The organism is Pseudomonas sp. Irchel 3A5 (genome assembly GCF_900187575.1).
In the GTDB taxonomy this organism is placed as follows: Bacteria; Pseudomonadota; Gammaproteobacteria; order Pseudomonadales; family Pseudomonadaceae; genus Aquipseudomonas; species Aquipseudomonas folii.
The window spans coordinates 1-17896 of record NZ_FYDU01000018.1; the positions used below are offsets into that span (position 1 = coordinate 1).

Annotated in this window: 13 protein-coding genes; 7 read left to right on the forward strand and 6 right to left on the reverse strand. The window is 57.5% G+C overall.

The genetic code is table 11. From position 1 onward, the window contains the following. Window positions 1–224: 224 nt before the first annotated feature. Together fadD1 and fadD2 are read right to left on the reverse strand one after the other, a co-directional pair. A complete protein-coding gene (gene fadD1, locus CKW31_RS25205; RefSeq protein ID WP_095101186.1) occupies window positions 225–1916 on the reverse strand; it encodes a long-chain-fatty-acid--CoA ligase FadD1 in 1692 nt (563 codons plus the stop codon). A 404-nt stretch (window positions 1917–2320) separates the two neighbouring features. Continuing rightward, window positions 2321–4009 carry a long-chain-fatty-acid--CoA ligase FadD2 gene (fadD2, locus tag CKW31_RS25210; protein ID WP_095101188.1) on the reverse strand — a complete coding sequence of 563 codons (1689 nt, stop codon included), beginning with the start codon at window positions 4007–4009 and terminating at the stop codon, window positions 2321–2323. A gap of 210 nt (window positions 4010–4219) precedes the next feature. On the opposite strand from fadD2, the gene CKW31_RS25215 reads away from it, so the two are divergent. Next, window positions 4220–5164, forward strand: coding sequence for an alpha/beta hydrolase (locus CKW31_RS25215; RefSeq protein WP_095101190.1), 945 nt, complete (start codon window positions 4220–4222; stop codon window positions 5162–5164). Window positions 5165–5236: 72 nt separating this feature from the next. Then, on the forward strand, window positions 5237–5707 hold the full coding sequence (locus CKW31_RS25220; RefSeq protein ID WP_095101192.1) for a MaoC family dehydratase: 471 nt from the start codon (window positions 5237–5239) through the stop codon (window positions 5705–5707). 705 nt (window positions 5708–6412) lie between these two features. On the opposite strand, the gene CKW31_RS25225 is transcribed toward CKW31_RS25220, so the two are convergent. Continuing rightward, on the reverse strand, window positions 6413–6574 hold the full coding sequence (locus tag CKW31_RS25225) for a hypothetical protein (protein ID WP_095101194.1): 162 nt from the start codon (window positions 6572–6574) through the stop codon (window positions 6413–6415). Window positions 6575–6734: 160 nt separating this feature from the next. Between CKW31_RS25225 and CKW31_RS25230 the strand changes: the two genes are divergently transcribed. The 3 genes from CKW31_RS25230 (at window position 6735) to CKW31_RS25240 (ending at window position 9449) form a co-directional block, all read left to right on the forward strand. Next, window positions 6735–7679 (forward strand): LysR substrate-binding domain-containing protein, encoded by a 945-nt coding sequence (locus CKW31_RS25230; RefSeq protein WP_095101380.1) that lies wholly within the window; start codon window positions 6735–6737, stop codon window positions 7677–7679. 88 nt (window positions 7680–7767) lie between these two features. Then, complete coding sequence (locus tag CKW31_RS25235; RefSeq protein WP_095101196.1) at window positions 7768–8238, forward strand: RidA family protein; 471 nt, start codon at window positions 7768–7770, stop codon at window positions 8236–8238. Then, on the forward strand, window positions 8235–9449 hold the full coding sequence (locus tag CKW31_RS25240; protein WP_095101198.1) for an aminotransferase class V-fold PLP-dependent enzyme: 1215 nt from the start codon (window positions 8235–8237) through the stop codon (window positions 9447–9449). Before CKW31_RS25235 ends, CKW31_RS25240 begins: the two co-directional genes overlap by 4 nt. On the opposite strand, the gene CKW31_RS25245 is transcribed toward CKW31_RS25240, so the two are convergent. Further along, window positions 9446–9784, reverse strand: coding sequence for an aspartate-semialdehyde dehydrogenase (locus tag CKW31_RS25245; RefSeq protein WP_095101200.1), 339 nt, complete (start codon window positions 9782–9784; stop codon window positions 9446–9448). The two genes, CKW31_RS25240 and CKW31_RS25245, sit on opposite strands and share 4 nt — an antisense overlap. Before the next feature lie 215 nt (window positions 9785–9999). Here CKW31_RS25245 and rapA point away from each other — a divergent pair, with 215 nt between their 5' ends. After that, complete coding sequence (rapA, locus tag CKW31_RS25250) at window positions 10000–12846, forward strand: RNA polymerase-associated protein RapA (RefSeq protein ID WP_095101202.1); 2847 nt, start codon at window positions 10000–10002, stop codon at window positions 12844–12846. Between the two features lie 111 nt (window positions 12847–12957). Here the strand turns inward: rapA and CKW31_RS25255 are convergent, their stop codons facing one another. Further along, window positions 12958–14313, reverse strand: coding sequence for an MFS transporter (locus tag CKW31_RS25255; RefSeq protein ID WP_095101204.1), 1356 nt, complete (start codon window positions 14311–14313; stop codon window positions 12958–12960). A gap of 283 nt (window positions 14314–14596) precedes the next feature. On the opposite strand from CKW31_RS25255, the gene CKW31_RS25260 reads away from it, so the two are divergent. Then, window positions 14597–16831 carry an EAL domain-containing protein gene (locus CKW31_RS25260; RefSeq protein ID WP_095101206.1) on the forward strand — a complete coding sequence of 745 codons (2235 nt, stop codon included), beginning with the start codon at window positions 14597–14599 and terminating at the stop codon, window positions 16829–16831. A 698-nt stretch (window positions 16832–17529) separates the two neighbouring features. Here the strand turns inward: CKW31_RS25260 and CKW31_RS25265 are convergent. Next, complete coding sequence (locus tag CKW31_RS25265) at window positions 17530–17835, reverse strand: DUF2288 domain-containing protein (RefSeq protein WP_095101208.1); 306 nt, start codon at window positions 17833–17835, stop codon at window positions 17530–17532. Window positions 17836–17896: the final 61 nt, after the last annotated feature.

A 17896-nucleotide genomic window follows, 5' to 3' on the forward strand; every position in this document is an offset into this window, starting at 1 on the left:
TACTCGAATCACTTCGAGGCAGAACGTGACGTGATGGATTTTATTGCTCACTACAACCATCGACGTTGCCACTCTGCCTCGAATAACCTGCCGCCAGCTATTTTCGAAAAACTGGCGGCCTAATACTCCTACAGAATGGTCCAAAAAAACTGGACCATTACACCTCGGCTCCTACAGAAAATAACAAACCCCGCATTTGGCGGGGTTTGGGCTATCGGGTTTGTTTACTTCTTCAACCCCAACTTCTTCAACTCTTCATCGCGCAATTCACGACGCAAGATCTTGCCAACGTTGGTGGTAGGCAACGAGTCGCGAAATTCGACGCTGCGCGGGACTTTGTAGCCGGTCAGGTTGGCGCGCATGTGCTCCATGACTTGATCCTTGGTCAGGGTCATGCCCGGTTTGACCACCACGAACACCTTGATCGCTTCGCCGGATTTATCGTCCGGGACACCAATGGCCGCGCACTGCAGCACGCCCGGCAAGGTCGCCAGCACGTCTTCCAGTTCATTGGGGTACACGTTGAAGCCGGAGATGAGGATCATGTCTTTCTTGCGATCGACAATCCGCATGTAGCCGTCAGGCTGAATCAAGGCGATGTCGCCGGTCTTGAGCCAGCCATCCGCGTCGATCATTTCATCGGTCGCGTCCTGACGCTCCCAATAGCCTTTCATCACCTGAGGGCCTTTGATGCACAGCTCGCCGACTTCGCCCAGCGGCAGTTCGTTGCCTGCGTCATCGATGACTTTGCACCATGTCGAAGGTGCAGGAATGCCGATGGTGCCGATCTGGATTTTCTGGTTTGGGTTACAGCTGGCTACCGGACTGGTTTCAGTCATGCCATAGCCTTCGCAGATGGCGCAGCCGGTCACTTCTTTCCAGCGTTCGGCAGCGGCGAGTTGCAAGGCCATGCCGCCCGACAGCGTCACTTTAAGGGCCGAGAAATCCAGATTGCGGAATTCCGGGCTGTTGCACAGCGCCACGAACAACGTATTGAGGCCGACAAAACCACTGAATTTCCACTTGGAAAGCTCCTTGACCATCGCGGGCAGGTCACGCGGGTTGCTGATCAGGATGTTGTGGTTGCCGATCAACATCATCGACATGCAGTGAAAGGTGAAGGCATAGATGTGATAAAGCGGCAGTGGCGTGATCACCACTTCGCTGCCTTCGTTCATGTTCGCACCCATCAAGGCCTTGCACTGCAACATGTTGGCGATCAGGTTGCGGTGGGTGAGCATCGCGCCCTTGGCCACGCCGGTGGTGCCACCGGTGTATTGCAACACAGCAACGTCATTGCTGGCCGGCACTGCTTCAGTGAACGAAAGGCCGCGGCCTTTGCTGAGCACCTGATTGAACTTGACTGCCGTCGGCAAGTGATAAGCCGGGACCATCTTCTTCACATACTTGATAACGCTGTTGATCAGCAGACGCTTGAGCGGTGGCAGCATGTCCGCCACTTCGGTGACGATCACGTGTTTGACACCGGTCTTGGGCACGACCTTTTCAGCCAGGTGCGCCATGTTCGCCAGGCACACCAACGCCTTGGCACCGGAATCCTTGAACTGGTGTTCCATTTCCCGCGCGGTATACAGCGGGTTGGTGTTAACCACGATCAGACCGGCGCGCATGGCACCGAATACGGTGATGGGGTATTGCAGGACGTTGGGCAACTGCACGGCGATACGGTCGCCGGGTTGCAAGTCGGTATGGTGCTGAATCCAGGCGGCAAACGCGCCGGACTGCTCATACAGCTCACCATAGGTGAGGGTCTGACCCAGATTGGTGAAAGCCGGTTTGCTGGCGAAACGCTCGCAAGACTGCTTCAATACGGCCTGGACGTTGGGGTATTCGTCAGGATTGATCTCGGCAGGTATGCCAGACGGATACTTGTCCTTCCAGAAGTTTTCAATCATGGAAGCCGGGCTCCTCAGCGACAGCGAATTCTTCACACCGCTTGAATGCGATGATTTTTTTGTGTTTTGGAATTTTGCAGTTCACGCTTCGTTGCTTAATGACGGGTCAAAAGCGGGCCGAGAGTAGCAGCTTTGCAAATGGCCGCCTAGAGGCAAGGAATGCTTCCACAGTCACATAAATGACTCAAGAATTCATAAAAGTCACGTTTAGAGTTTTAGTTCTATTTATTCTGGATCTGGCTGAAATGGCTGGTTTAGAGACGTCGACCTGATCCAGCTTTGAAATGCGGCCTTAATGTGGGAGCGGGGCTTGCCCGCGATAAGACCTCCTCGGTCTATCTTGGATCGAGGTGCTCCTATCGCGGGCAAGCACCGCTCCCACATAAAATCCTGATCCACAAAAATCACGCGATATCCCGCAACTCCCTCCTGAGAATCTTGCCCACCGGCGTCATGGGCAGCGACTCGCGTAGCACGATCTGTTTGGGCACTTTATAGCCGGTGAAGTTTTCTTTGCAGAACAGCTTCAGCTCCTCAACGCTGACGCCGCCTGCGCGAGGCACTACAAACAGTTTCACCGCCTCCCCCGAGCGCTCATCAGGAACGCCGATCACTGCACAGTTGGCGACGCCCGGATGCCCCATCACCACCTCTTCGATTTCATTCGGGTAGACGTTGAAACCGGACACGATGATCAAGTCCTTCTTGCGATCGACGATGCTGACAAAGCCGTCGGCTTCAATCACCGCGATATCACCGGTCTTGAACCAGCCTTCGGCATCCAGTGCTTCGGCAGTCGCCTCCGGACGTTGCCAGTAACCGAGCATCACCTGCGGCCCCTTGATACACAGCTCGCCGCGCTCGCCTGACGGCAACTCATTGCCCGCATCATCAATGACCTTCATCAACGTGCCCGGCACTGGAATGCCAACCGTACCAAGACGCGCATATTCACCATAAGGATTGGCGCTCGCCACGGGCGAGGTTTCGGTCAAACCGTAGCCTTCGACAATTCGGCAACCGGTAATCTGCTCCCAGCGCTCGGCCGTGGCCTTGACCAGCGCCGTACCGCCGGAGTTGGTGCTTTTAAGGCTGGAGAAATCCAGCGACTTGAAGTCAGGGTGATTCATCAAGGCAACGAACAGCGTATTGAGGCCGATCATCGCCGTGAACCGCCATTTGCCAAGCTCTTTGATGAAGCCGCCAATGTCTCGGGGATTGGTGATCAGAATGTTGTGATTGCCGCTGACCATCATGCACATGCAATTCGCTGTGAATGCATAGATGTGATACAGCGGCAGCGGCGCGATCATGATCTCTTTGCCTTCCTGAAACACCGGTTGGCCGTCGCTGCCGTGCTGCAACATACAGGCGTAAACCTGCTGCATGTTTGCAACGAGATTGCCATGGCTGAGCATCGCGCCCTTTGCCAGACCGGTCGTGCCCCCGGTGTACTGCAGCACCGCGATGTCACTGAGTTGCAGGGCCACTGGATTCAGTTGATGGCCCCGCCCCTGACGCAGTACAGCTTTGAAACGGGTTGCCTGCGGCAAGTGATAAGCCGGAACCAGTTTCTTGACCTTATCGACGATCGTATTGATCAGCCAGCCTTTGGCAGCCGACTGCATGTCGCCCATTTTCACTTCGATCAGGTACTGGATGTCGGTATCAGGCAGCACTTCCTGGACCAGCTTGCCGAACACGTTCAGATACACCAGCGCCCGGGCGCCGGAATCCTTGAACTGGTGGCGCATTTCCCGAGCCGTGTACAAAGGGTTCGTATTGACTACGATCAGGCCCGCGCGCAAGGCGCCGAACACAGCAATCGGGTATTGCAGCAGGTTGGGCATCTGCACCGCAATGCGGTCACCGGGCTTGAGGTCAGTGTGCTGCTGCAGCCATGCCGTAAAGGCGGCGGAATGACGATCCAGTTCGGCATAAGTCAGGGTTACCCCCATGTTGCTGAACGCCGGGTGATCGGCAAACTTGCGACAGCTGCGTTCGAATACTTCAACAACCGACGTGTACGCCTGCAAATCCACTTCGGACGGCACGCCTGCCGGTCGCTTGTCGCTCCAGAAATCAGGTTGCATTGTTTTTATCCTCTTACCTGAGAGTGTCTGGCCCACGATGATGGCGCGGGGACTTCGCGGACGTTAGCAGCTAAAACACGGAAGGCAAACATAGAAGGAGGCGACATCATTACCATGAATTACAGAGCTGGCCGGTCTGCGATTCATCAGTCACTCTACACTGCATAAACAAAGCGTTTTAACGCTGCCTTTACCGTTTCCGGAGTCGTCATGAAACATCAGCCGTTCTGGCTTGACGCCAGCGACCGAAGCCGTCTCTACGTTAATGTATGGCTACCTGCGGTCGAGCCAAAAGCGGTGGTCATGCTGTCCCATGGCATGGCCGAACACAGCGGCAGATATGCGCGTCTCGGCAAGGCGCTGGGCGAGGCCGGGTATGCCCTGTATGCCCATGACCAGCGCGGCCATGGCAAAACGGCTGATCAGGGCATGCTCGGCCATTACGCTAACGAGCAGGGTTGGGCAAAAGTAGTCGGGGACCTGGCCAGCGTCGCTCAAGCCATCAACCAACGGCATCCTGACGTACCGGTTTTCCTGCTGGGCCACAGCATGGGCAGCTACATCGCTCAAGCTTATTTACAGCACCACGGCGCAGGCTTGCAGGGAGCGATTCTCAGCGGTTCCAATTTCCGGCCAGTCGCTCTGTATCGCAGCGCTCGCGTGATCGCCGGCCTGGAACGCTTTCGCCAGGGCAGCACGGGGCGCAGCCAACTGATTGAATGGCTGTCGTTCGGCTCATTCAACAACGCGTTCAAACCGGCACGCACCTGTTTTGACTGGCTCAGCCGCGATCCTGATGAGGTCGACAAGTACGCGCTCGACCCATTGTGCGGCTTCCGTTGCACCAATCAGTTCTGGCTGGACATGCTGGGCGGCCTGCAGCAAATCAGTAAGCCATCGAACCTGGCGCAGATCGATCCGGGCTTGCCGTTGCTGATCATAGGCGGCGAATGTGATCCGGTGAGTGATGGCAAGCGTCTGAAAGATCTTGCCGACGCATTGGTCGCGGCAGGCCATCAAATGTTACAACTGAAGATCTACCCGCAGGCGCGGCATGAAGTGTTCAACGAAACCAATCGTGATGAAGTCACCCGTGATCTAATCGACTGGCTGGAACAGACACTGAACCAGCCAAGACCGCGTCGGGCAGAGTAAACGAAGCTCACCGAGCGGTGCCGGACCGTTATCGCTGCGTTTGACATCAATATTCAATTTTCAGGATCACTCATGACCCAGGTTACCAACACGCCGTACGAAGCCCTCGAAGTCGGTCAGACCGCCACTTACAGCAAGACTGTTGAAGAACGTGATATCCAGCTGTTCGCCGCCATGTCCGGTGATCACAACCCGGTTCACCTGGACGCTGAATACGCAGCATCGACCATGTTCAAAGAGCGCATCGCCCACGGCATGTTCAGCGGTGCATTGATCAGCGCTGCCGTAGCCTGCGAGCTGCCTGGGCCGGGCACTATTTATCTGGGTCAGCAGATGACCTTTCAGAAGCCGGTCAAACTGGGCGACACCCTGACTGTGCGCCTGGAGATTCTGGAAAAGCTGCCGAAATTCCGCGTGCGCATCGCGACCCGTGTCTTCAATCAGCGTGATGAGCTGGTAGTAGACGGCGAAGCCGAAATTCTTGCGCCACGCAAACAACAGACCGTGACGTTGACCACGTTGCCAGCGATCAGCATCGGCTGATTTTTCTGATTGGTGTCGTGGGACCGGCTTTAGCCGGGAAGGCGGTGTTCTCTGCGGATGAAGATTCAGCATCTGTCCCGGCCTCTTCCCGGCTGAAGCCGGTCCCACGTCGTCATTGATTCCTGTGGAAGCGAGTGGGCGGGCAAGCGCCGCCCAACAGAAAAAACGCGCCAAATCGAACACAAAAAAATGGGCGACCGAAGTCGCCCAAAATGCCTTGCGTGCTCTTTTTATTGGAAGGCCTCTGCTTCACTTGCGTTTTTGCGAGTCCTTCCAGATGAATAGTCCCTGTTCAATAGGACTAGATTACCCAGATGCGCAGGGTAGAAATTGACTCAGATCAATAGCACCGCACGCCCGGTCGGTGAGCACGCAAATAACTGATCCGGGAAACGTTATTGAGAGGCTCAACGGATCACTGGAGCGAACTTGTTCGCGAAGCGGCAGACCTGAATCACCGCGTCACACCCTCTCGCCAACAAGTTGCCTCCTACCTGACTTAACCCGAACCAGTAGGAGCTAACTTGTTCGCGAAGCGGCAGACCTGAATCACCGCATCACGCCCTCTCGCCAACAAGTTCCCTCCTACCTGACAGCGTACGCCACACGGTAGCGAGCGATCGTCCACGTCAACTCTCGGCACCTGATTTGAAGGATTCGCAATCTTCGGCAGCTTCTATAGAGAAAGCACTTCGGTGCGTTCGCCTAGCGCTTTTTTGGCTTGTTTTTCGACTTTTTCTTGCCCTTAGCCAAGGGCATCGCCTGCTCGAATGCATTGCGCATTTCGTTGAGACGTTTGTCGTTCAGATCATGTACCCGCTTGGCGCGCTCTGCGCCCAGGTCGATCAGGTTTTCATCTGCGCTCATGACCAACAACTCTCGAACACTGGGAAGTGGGGTCAATAATGCTCAATCGCAGTGAGCCTGACCAGTGGCTATCTGACAAGAACATCGCCTTTGTTCACGCCAACCCTTTTTTAACGGCACAATTGCCGGTCAGCGCTGTTTATCAAAGGACTGGATGTTCATGCAATTATCCGCTTCAGAACCCTCGCCACAACCGGCACTGCATGGCGACCTGCCGCCAATGCTGACGCTGCGTGCCTTCGAAGCCGTGGCGCGGCACCTGAGTTTCGTCAATGCGGCTCGCGAATTATCAGTGACGCAAAGCGCCCTGAGTCATCAGGTACAAAAGCTGGAAGCGTTTCTCGAGTGCCGTCTGTTTATCCGTCGCACTCGCGCCATCGAACTGACCGAGGCAGGACGCGCTTATCAGCTACAGGTTCGACAGGCACTGGAAGGCATTGCCGCAGCGACGCGCATTATTCGCCATACCCCGCCCGCGCCCAGCGTATTGCGCATCGGCCTGCTCGCCTCGTTTGCAACGATGTGGCTGGCACCGCGTTTGTCCAGCTTCATCTCGGCCAATCCCGATATCCGCGTCGAACTGGTGCCGTCCTATGACCTGGCCGACGTAGCCGGTGGCGAAGTGGCGCTCGCGATCCGCTATGGCAAAGGTGGCTGGCCCAACGTAAACGCAGTGCGTTTCATGAACGAACGCCTTTTCCCGGTGTGCAGCCCGCAGTACAAAACCGGATGGCTCGCAGCGCAAAAGGGTGTCAAACAGCCGGGACTGGCTCCCGGCCCACTGCTCACTGCGCAAGCGACCATTCCGTTCGAATGGCTGGACTGGGCAAAACAACTGCGCGTGGAAATCAGCCAGCTACAGAGCCTGATGCTGCATGACTACAACATCGTGGTAGAGGCGGCGGTCGCTGGACAAGGCATCGCAATGGGCCGTGATCGTTTGATCAAGCGGCGCTTGCTGGATGGCTCGCTGGTGCATTTGCTGACCGACGCCATCTACGAAGGTGAAATCGGTTACTGGCTGGTAACCGGGGACGAGCCGTTGGGCAGCGCGGCGCAACGTTTCGCCGACTGGCTGGTTGCCGTAAGCCGCGAGGATGATTGAGCGATATCGATACGTAGGGTGAAATCTTTCAGTTTGTCGGACTGATCGCCGCCTTTCACTGTGCGTCCATCTTTATGGAGAGCGCCCAATGAACAACAGCCTGCGTGAACAACTCGAAAAACTCGACCTGCGGCTTCCAACTCCGGACGGCCCGGCCGGCAACTACGTCAGCACAGTGGTCAGCCAGAACCTGCTGTACGTGTCGGGACAGATCCCCATGATTGACGGTCAGCCCGCTTTCATCGGCCGGGTGGGTGACACGCTGAGCGAAGAACAAGGGATGGCCGCAGCGGAACTGGCAGCGCTGGGATTGCTGGCCCAACTGGACTCGGTGATCGGCGACGATCTGTCGAAGCTGGTGCAAATCGTGCGGCTGGGCGTGTTCGTTGCATGCCCCAGCGACTTCACGCGACAGGGCGCCGTGGGCAACGGCGCCTCGAATCTGCTGGTCAGTGTGCTTGGCAAAGCCGGTCGACACGTCCGCACCTCGGTCGGGGTTTCCAGCCTGCCCGTAGGTGTAGCGGTCGAAGTGGACGCCATCTTCGAGCTGAAACCATGAGTCAGACTTTGACCGAAGCGCACATCCAGACGTTGCGCGCCGCAACGCCTGGCTGCCAGCAAGTAATCCATTTCAATCATTCCGGGGCGTCGCTGCCGAGCCAGGCGACCGTGACGGCAATGATCGAGCACCTGAACCGCGAAGCCAGCCAAGGCCCTATGGAAGCCGCAGCACAAGGCGAGATACTGCTGGAAAACGCCCGCAACACCGCTGCCCGGCTGATCAACTGCGCCCCCTCTTCCATCGCATTCATGAGCAGCGGCTCTGCGGCGTGGGGCATGGCTTTTAGCGCACTGGGAGCATGGCGGCGCGGAGACCGCATTCTGGTCGGGCGTCACGAATGGGGCGGCAACCTGGCTTGCATGGCCCAGGCCTTCGCCGCCGGAGCCAGCCTGGAAGTGATCCCGTGCGATGAGAGTGGTGCGGTGTCAGTGTCCGCGCTGGAAGCGATGATCGACGAGCGTGTGCGTTTGATCTCTCTGACATGGCTACCGGCCAACGGCGGCCTGATCAACCCGGCTGCCGCCATCGGCACCATAGCGAAACGGTACGGTATTCCTTACTTTATCGATGCAGGTCAGGCATTGGGACAAATCAGCGTTGATATGCAGGCGCTGGGCTGCGATGTGCTCAAGGGTGCCTGCCGCAAGTTCCTGCGCGGTCCACGGGGTACGGCCTTGCTGTATATCCGCGAGGGTTTCGTCGAAAAACTTCAGCCGCCGTTCGTTGACGTTCTTTCAGCGCCCAGAAACGGCGAAAGCTTTACGCCGCGCAACGACGCTCGACGTTTTGAAACCAGCGAAATGTCCCTGACGCTGATCGCCGGTCTGAATAACGCATTGAGCGAATGTGAAGCATTGGGCGTAGCGCCTGTCCGCCAGCGTATTCGGCAACTGTCGTCACTGTTGAGGAAGCGGATGGCAGAAGTCGCAGGACTGAAGCTACAGGACCTTGGCGAGGCGCATGATCACTCGGGGCTTGTTTCATTCACGCTGGAAGGCTGGGACGCCCTGGAGATAAAAAAGGAATTAGCCATGCGAGGGATAAACATCGGCGCCAATGGCGTGGCTTATACGCCGCTGGACATGCAGGCCAGAGGGCTGGTGAACATTGCTCGGATTTCGGTCAGTCATCTGAACACTGAAAGCGAGATAGAGACGTTGCTCACGGCATTGCGCGAAATGAGCAACGGACAGCAGAAAACAGCCTAGACCTGAACGTCGACCCAAAGCCCCTGGCGCGGCTCGTCATCAATGATTGGCACAACCGGAACGGTGTTGTCGGCATTCAGCGCAACACCTGGGACGGCCAGATGTTCAGGCTCGTCGAAACCTTCTTCACGGCGACGCTGCTGTTCTTCGTGGCGTTGCTGCTCTTCGCGCAACAACCATGCCTTGCGCTGCTCTTCTTCGTTACGCAAGTCGATATTGGTTTCGCCAGAACTGGCCTGCACCGGCGCTACAGGAGGAATGTCAGGTACCTGCCGGGCCGGATCCAGTTGCGAAGTCACGGGTACCACACTCAGGGGAAGCGTCGGCTGCAACATTATTAGTTCTCCTTTTGAGTGGATGTCGGCCAAGTGTCTACCGACTTGACCCCGTAAATGAGAAACTTTCGACTCTGTTTTTGGTAACTAGTGCCTTTAACAGGCTTAAATTGTTGCAAGGGCGTTTAAATACAGGTGTTTTGTCACTGTACCTTTGGCCTGGGCAGCGTGTTCCGTTAACATAGTCGGCTTTTTCAACGCGGGAGACAGGCAGCATGGCGCAGCAGTATCAACCGGGGCAACGCTGGATTAGCGACAGCGAAGCCGAGCTGGGTTTGGGCACCGTTCTGGCACAGGACGGCCGCTTGTTGACCGTGCTCTATCCGGCCACTGGCGACACACGTCAGTACGCACTGCGAAATGCACCTTTGACGCGCGTGCGCTTCTCTCCAGGCGATGTGATCACTCACTTCGAAAACTGGAAGATGACCGTCCGTGAAGTCGATGACGTTGATGGCCTGCTGGTCTACCACGGCCTGAACGCGCAAAACGAAGCCGTCACCCTGCCGGAAACCCAGCTGTCGAACTTCATTCAGTTCCGTCTGGCAACCGATCGCCTGTTCGCCGGGCAAATCGACCCGCTGGCCTGGTTCTCCCTGCGTTATCACACACTGGAACACACCAGCCGCCAATTGCAGTCTTCTCTATGGGGCCTGGGTGGCGTGCGTGCGCAACCGATCGCGCACCAGTTGCACATTGCCCGTGAAGTGGCCGACCGTATCGCGCCGCGGGTTTTGCTGGCGGATGAAGTCGGTCTGGGCAAAACCATCGAAGCGGGTCTGGTTATCCATCGCCAGCTGCTTTCGGGCCGCGCCAACCGCATCCTGATTCTGGTGCCGGAAAACCTTCAGCACCAATGGCTGGTGGAAATGCGCCGCCGCTTCAACCTGCAGGTCGCCCTGTTCGATGCCGAGCGCTTTATCGAAAGCGATGCCAGCAACCCGTTCGAAGACACCCAACTGGCGCTGGTTGCCCTGGAATGGCTGGTCGAGGACGAGAAGGCGCAGGACGCCCTGTTTGCGGCGGGCTGGGACCTGCTGGTCGTCGACGAAGCCCACCATCTGGTCTGGCACGAAGACAAGGCAAGCCCTGAATACTCGCTGGTCGAGCAACTCGCTGAAGTCATCCCTGGCGTACTGCTGCTGACCGCCACCCCGGAACAACTGGGCCAGGACAGCCACTTCGCGCGCCTGCGCCTGCTGGACCCAAATCGTTTCCACGACCTGCATGCGTTCCGCGCCGAGAGCGAAAACTATCGCCCGGTCGCAGAGGCCGTGCAGGAGCTGCTCGACAAAGGTCGTCTTTCACCTGAAGCGCACAAGACCATTCATGGTTTCCTGGGCGCTGAAGGCGAAACCCTTCTGGCAGCCGTCAACGACGGCGACGAAGAAGCCAGTGCACGCCTGATTCGCGAATTGCTTGATCGTCACGGCACTGGCCGGGTGCTGTTCCGTAATACCCGTGCCGCCGTGCAAGGTTTCCCGGAACGCAAACTGCACCAGTATCCGCTGCCCTGCCCGGCCGAATACCTGGAGCTGCCGCTTGGCGAACACGCCGATCTGTACCCGGAGGTCAGCTTCCAGGCACAGCCGGACGCCAGCGAAGAAGAGCGCTGGTGGAAGTTCGACCCGCGTGTCGACTGGCTGATCGATACCCTGAAAATGCTCAAGCGCGTCAAGGTGCTGGTGATCTGCGCCCACGCCGAGACCGCGATGGATCTGGAAGACGCCCTTCGCGTGCGTACCGGTATTCCGGCCACGGTTTTCCACGAAGGCATGAACATCCTCGAACGCGACCGCGCAGCGGCGTACTTCGCAGATGAAGAGTTCGGTGCCCAGGTCCTGATCTGTTCGGAAATCGGCAGTGAAGGTCGCAACTTCCAGTTTGCCCACCATCTGGTGTTGTTCGATCTGCCTGCGCACCCGGACCTGCTGGAGCAGCGTATCGGTCGTCTGGACCGGATCGGCCAGAAACACACCATCGAACTGCACGTGCCTTTCCTGGAAACCAGCCCGCAAGCGCGTCTGTTCCAGTGGTATCACGAAGCGCTGAACGCCTTCCTTAATACCTGTCCGACCGGCAACGCCCTGCAACACCAGTTCGGCCCGCGCCTGCTGCCGTTGCTGGAAAGTGGTGACGACGATGAGTGGCAAGCGCTGATTGATGAGGCGCGCACCGAGCGCGAGCGTCTGGAAAGCGAACTGCACACCGGCCGCGACCGTCTGCTGGAACTCAACTCCGGCGGTGCGGGCGAAGGTGAAGCACTGGTCGAGGCGATTCTCGAGCAGGACGATCAGTTCACTCTGCCGATCTACATGGAAACCCTGTTCAATGCGTTCGGCATCGACAGCGAAGACCATTCGGAAAACGCCCTGATCCTGCGCCCTAGCGAGAAGATGCTCGATGCCAGCTTCCCGCTTGGCGACGATGAAGGCGTGACCATCACTTACGACCGCAACCAGGCGCTGTCTCGTGAAGACATGCAGTTCATCACCTGGGAACACCCGATGGTGCAAGGCGGCATGGATCTGGTGCTGTCCGGCTCGATGGGCAACACCGCCGTGGCGCTGATCAAGAACAAGGCGCTCAAGCCCGGCACGGTCTTGCTTGAGTTGCTGTATGTGAGTGAAGTGGTTGCACCGCGCTCGCTGCAACTAGGTCGCTATCTGCCACCCGCCGCCTTGCGCTGTCTGCTCGATGGCAACGGTAATGACCTGTCGGGTCGCGTTTCCTTCACTACGTTGAATGATCAGTTGGAAAGCGTGCCACGTGCCAGCGCCAACAAGTTCATTCAGGCTCAGCGGGACACATTGAACCCGCAGATCAATGCCGGTGAAGCGAAGATCGCCCCGAAACACGCCGAACGCGTCGCCGAAGCACAGCGTCGCCTCGCCGCTGACACCGAAGAAGAACTGGCCCGCCTGACCGCCCTGCAAGCCGTCAACCCAACCGTGCGCGACAGCGAACTGGTTGCGTTGCGCGAACAGCGCGAACAAGGGCTGGCCATGCTTGACAAGGCGGCGTTGCGCCTTGAAGCGATTCGGGTGTTGGTGGCTGGTTAATGGCCTGGCGATAAATCACCGCGCTCCAATCGCGGGCAAGCACCGCTCCCACATGAGATCGCATTTCTCCTGTGGGAGCGGTGCTTGCCCGCGATTGGGGCGCTGCGGTCCTTAAGCAATAGAAGCTACCGGCTCATCCGCCACCATCCCCGCCTTCATACTCGCCGCATCCCGACTGAAACACCGCGAAGCCAGATACAAAAACACCAGTGTCATGAACAGCGCCACCGGGATCAGGTACATGGCGTCGTGCAGACCAACCGCCTTGTACACCTCGCTCATCTGCTCAGCGCCCGCAGCCGCCATGGCCGAATGGGCAAAGTGATCTGACAGCAAACCCACCACCACGGGCCCCAGCCCGCCGCCCAACAAGTACAACCCTGCGAAGAACAACGCCATCGCCGTCGCCCGCAACCGGGGCTCGACCACGTCCTGAATCGCGGTATAGACGCAGGTGTAGAAGTTGTACGCAAACAACCAACCCAGGCTGAACACACTGACGAACACACCAATTTCAATGCGCCCCGCATGCAAGGCATAGCCCGTGGCCAGCGTCGCAATCAACATGCTGCCCGCCGCGAACAACAACCGACCGTTGGCGAACCGTTGATGCAATTTGTCAGCGACCCAGCCGCCGAGCGTCAACCCGACCAAACCCGTTACACCGACAATCATCCCGGTCGCCACCGCAGCATCATGCAAAGGCAGCAGAAAATACCGTTGCAGCATTGGCACCATGAACGAGTTGCACGCATAAGTCGCAAAGTTGAAGGTCAGCCCGGCCAGCACCAGCCAGCCAAAAGTCGGCACCGAGAGCACGCGACGAATCGGCCTGTCGATTTTCTCCTCGGACATGCGCACACTTTCCGCTGCGCCACGCTTGGGTTCACGAATGAAGAACATGAACACCGCCAGCACCAGACCCGGCACGGCAGCAATGAAAAACGGGGCCCGCCAGCTGTCGAAGGCTGTAACCATCGCTCCGATGGTAAAGAACGCCAGCAGCAACCCCAACGGCAGCCCCAGCATGAAAATACCCATGGCCCGTGCGCGTCGATGAGCCGGGAACAAATCACCGATCAGCGAGTTGGCAGCCGGGGCGTAGCTGGCCTCGCCAATACCGACGCCCATCCGTACCAACAGAAACGTCCAGAAACTGCCCGCCAACCCGTTGACCGCCGTCAGCCCGCTCCACACTGCCAGACCCCAGCCCATGATTTTCTTGCGCGAGCCGTTATCAGCCATACGCCCCAGCGGCAGCCCCGCAATGGCATAGACCAGCGTGAACGCGGTACCGATGATTCCCAACTGAAAATCACTCAAGTGCCACTCCTTGCGAATCGGCTCAATGATGATCGCGGGAATGGTCCGGTCAAAAAAATTGAACAGGTTAGCCAGAAACAGCAAAAACAGAACGCGCCAGGCATTGGACGCCTGTGGTGACAATGGCTGCGGAGTACCTTGCATGGTGGAGCTCCTTTTTTATTGTTATAGCAAGCGCTTGAAGCAGAAGGACTCTGGTTAATCTAGGAGGCCTTTGAATAGCTGTCTGTAAACATTCGCGGAGGAAATGACCTGCCATGGCGACACCGGCATCGCGTTATAACTTTTCGCTATTGAGTTAATTCCAAATTGATTGGACCCCTCAGCCCTTTCCAGTTGGCACGTTTGGCGCAACTCCTATACTGACAGCGAATCGCCACCACTCCTGAATGCTGGCGACCCTGGTATTGAACACATGGGGCCCGCTATGGAATGGCTTGGTTTGCACTTGATGTCCGGTCAATCCCACGACGGGATGCTGCTGCTGGACTGTACGCACAACATGTTCCTCATGGCGCTGTCCTTTGGCGTCATCTCAGCTGCATGCCTGGCGACGCTGGATATCGGCGAGCGCATCATCCATTCGGAAAACCACCAGAGTCGGCAACGCTGGCAGGTGCTGGGAGCTCTCTGCCTGGCAGGCGGAGCGTGGGCCATGCATTTCATCGGCATGCTCGCCTTTGAAACCCCGATGAAGCTCAGCTACGACCTTCCCACGACCATTGCTTCGCTGTTTATCGCGGCCATCGCTGGCGCGTTCGCGATCAAAGCCATCAGCCAGGAAGTCCTCGGGCCAGGGCAATGGCTGCTTAGCGCCATCGGTATAGGCCTAGGCGTGGTCATCATGCATTACGTCGGCATGTCGGCATTGCGCTCGTCTGCCGTTCAGTACTATCAACCCGGTCCGTTCGGGCTCTCGATCCTGATGGCCATCCTGTGTGGCGCAGTCTTCCTGCTAATGCCCAGCTATTTGCGTCAGGGCAGCGGCATGTTCCACCAGATGCTCAAATATGGCGCCAGCATGTTGCTCGGCGCGGGCTTGCTGGGCACCCATATGATCGGCATGTGGTCGCTGAATCTGGTGCTGCCGGAAAATGTCCCACTCGAATCGGCGCCCCCGGAAAACGCCATGCAACTGGGCCTGACCATTGCGATCATTGCCCTGCTGATTATTGCCGGTAGCCTCAGCGCCTCGATGGCAGACAAGAAACTGCAAAGCAAGGAACACGACCTGCGCCGCGTGAATGCACTGCTCAGCCAACTGGATCAGGCACGAATGTCGTTGCAACAGGTGGCGCATTACGACGCACTGACCAATCTGCTCAATCGTCGTGGCTTCAACCAGACCTTTGCCGAGAAGCTGACTGACCATTACGCCAGCGGCGGAATGATGGCGGTGATGTTCCTCGACATCGACCATTTCAAGCGTATCAATGACAGCCTTGGGCATGATGCTGGCGATGACCTGCTCAAGGCGATCGCCGAGCGCATTCGCAGCGCGACGCGTGGCGATGATGTGGTGTCCCGCTTCGGCGGCGATGAGTTCTGCATTCTGATCAGTCTGCATAACTATGAAGAGGCCGAGCAGTTGGCCAATCGGGTCATGCAGAAGATGAAAGAACCGATCGCCCTGGCGGGGCGGCATATGGTCATGACCACCAGTATCGGCATCAGCATCTTCCCGCAGGACGGCCAGACGTGCGACGAACTGCTCAAGCACGCAGACCTTGCGCTCTATCAATCCAAAGGCAACGGCCGTAACCGGGCGCATTTTTTCAGCCCTAACCTCAAGACCAAAGCCAGCCTGGAACTGCAGCTGGAAGAAGAACTGCGCAACGCGCTGCTTGAAGAAAACGGGCTGCAGGTCTATTACCAGCCCATCGTTGATCTCAAAACCGGTCAAGTGGCCAAGCTCGAAGCACTGGTGCGCTGGGAGCACCCGCAGCATGGTTTGCTAACCCCGGACCGCTTCATCGAGATAGCCGAGACCAACGGCCTGATCGCCGATCTTGATAACTGGGTGCTGCGCCGCGCATGCCTCGATCTGGGCCGACTGTCCGGCAATGGCCTGGATGAGCTGATTATTGCGGTCAATTGCTCTGCGCTTAACCTGACCCGGGAGAATCTCATCGATGACATCCAGCGCGCCTTGCGACAGGCCAATGTTCCCGCCCGGCGTCTGGAGCTGGAGGTCACCGAGAACGCTCTGATGGGCAATATCAGCACCACCATCGGTCTGCTCAAGCAAATCCGCTGCCTGGGTGTCTCGTTGTCCATCGACGACTTTGGCACAGGTTATTCATCCCTTGCCTACCTCAAGCGCCTGCCGCTGGACACGGTCAAGATTGATCGCTCTTTCATTGGTGATATACCCGGCTCCGCTCAGGACATGGAAATCGTTCAGGCAATCATCGTGATGGCCCATACCTTGCGATTGAAGGTCGTGACCGAAGGGGTAGAAACGTCGCAGCAGAAGGAGTTTCTCAGCAAATATGACTGCGATTATATTCAGGGCTATCTGGTCAGCCGACCACAGCCTCTTGAGCAGATCCTGCCGCTGGTGCAGAAGCTGAACCAGCGTAAAACGGCCAGTCAGACCGGCCCGAAGACAGCTCAGCACACTCCCATGCCGGAAAAGTGGAGTCATGGCCCCGCGCGCTGATGATGGGATTGAACAGGCTCAGTTACTCATGTCGTGGGACCGGCTTTAGCCGGGAAGAAGCCATTGCAGTCAGCACATCTTCATCGTCTGGAATACTGTCGTGGGACCGGCTTTAGCCGGGAAGAGGCCATTGCAGTCAGCACATCTTCATAGCCTGGAATACTGTCGTGGGACCGGCTTTAGCCGGGAAGAAGCCATACAGTCAGCACATCTTCATAGCCTGGAATACTGTCGTGGGACCGGCTTTAGCCGGGAAGAGGCCATTGCAGTCAGCACATCTTCATCGTCTGGAATACTGTCGTGGGACCGGCTTTAGCCGGGAAGAGGCCATACAGTCAGCACATCTTCATAGCCTGGAATACTGTCGTGGGACCGGCTTTAGCCGGGAAGAGACCATTGCAGTCAGCACATCTTCATAGCCTGGAATACTGTCGCGGGACCGGCTTTAGCCGGAAGAGGCCATTGCAGTCAGCACATCTTCATAGCCTGGAATACTGTCGTGGGACCGGCTTTAGCCGGGAAGAGGCCATTGCAGTCAGCACATCTTCATCGTCTGGAATACTGCCTTCCCGGCTAAAGCCGGTCCCACATCGGGTCATTTGGCGAAATTCATTGAGAGATTTCGCTACCCGGAGCCCCCGGCGCAGTTACCAGACTTCCCACTTGAACCTGCAGTTCGCACCAAAGCAGATCACGAACTAAGCAGGCGCCCTATCCTGGACCAGAACCCAAGGTGCCACTACGACGGCCCAAAGCACCGGATCGCGCTCCACAAGCTCTAGCGCCTTGGCTTCAGCCACCTTGCCGACTTCAGCACTGGCGAGCCACGCACCGACTTTATCCGCTTCGTTCTGCGCAACCGCCTGCGCTACCTCAATCAAATCCAGCGTCGGCTCGACCCACAACAGGGCACCTCGCGCAAAGAACGGCTGAAGCTCGGTCCAGGTAATTGATGCCGTCTCGCCGAGCAATTTGGCATAGAGGGTGCTTGGTTCTTCACTCATGGGTTTCACCGAAAAGAAAATCGACGCAAATGATAGCGCCGAGTCCGCTCAAGACAAACCC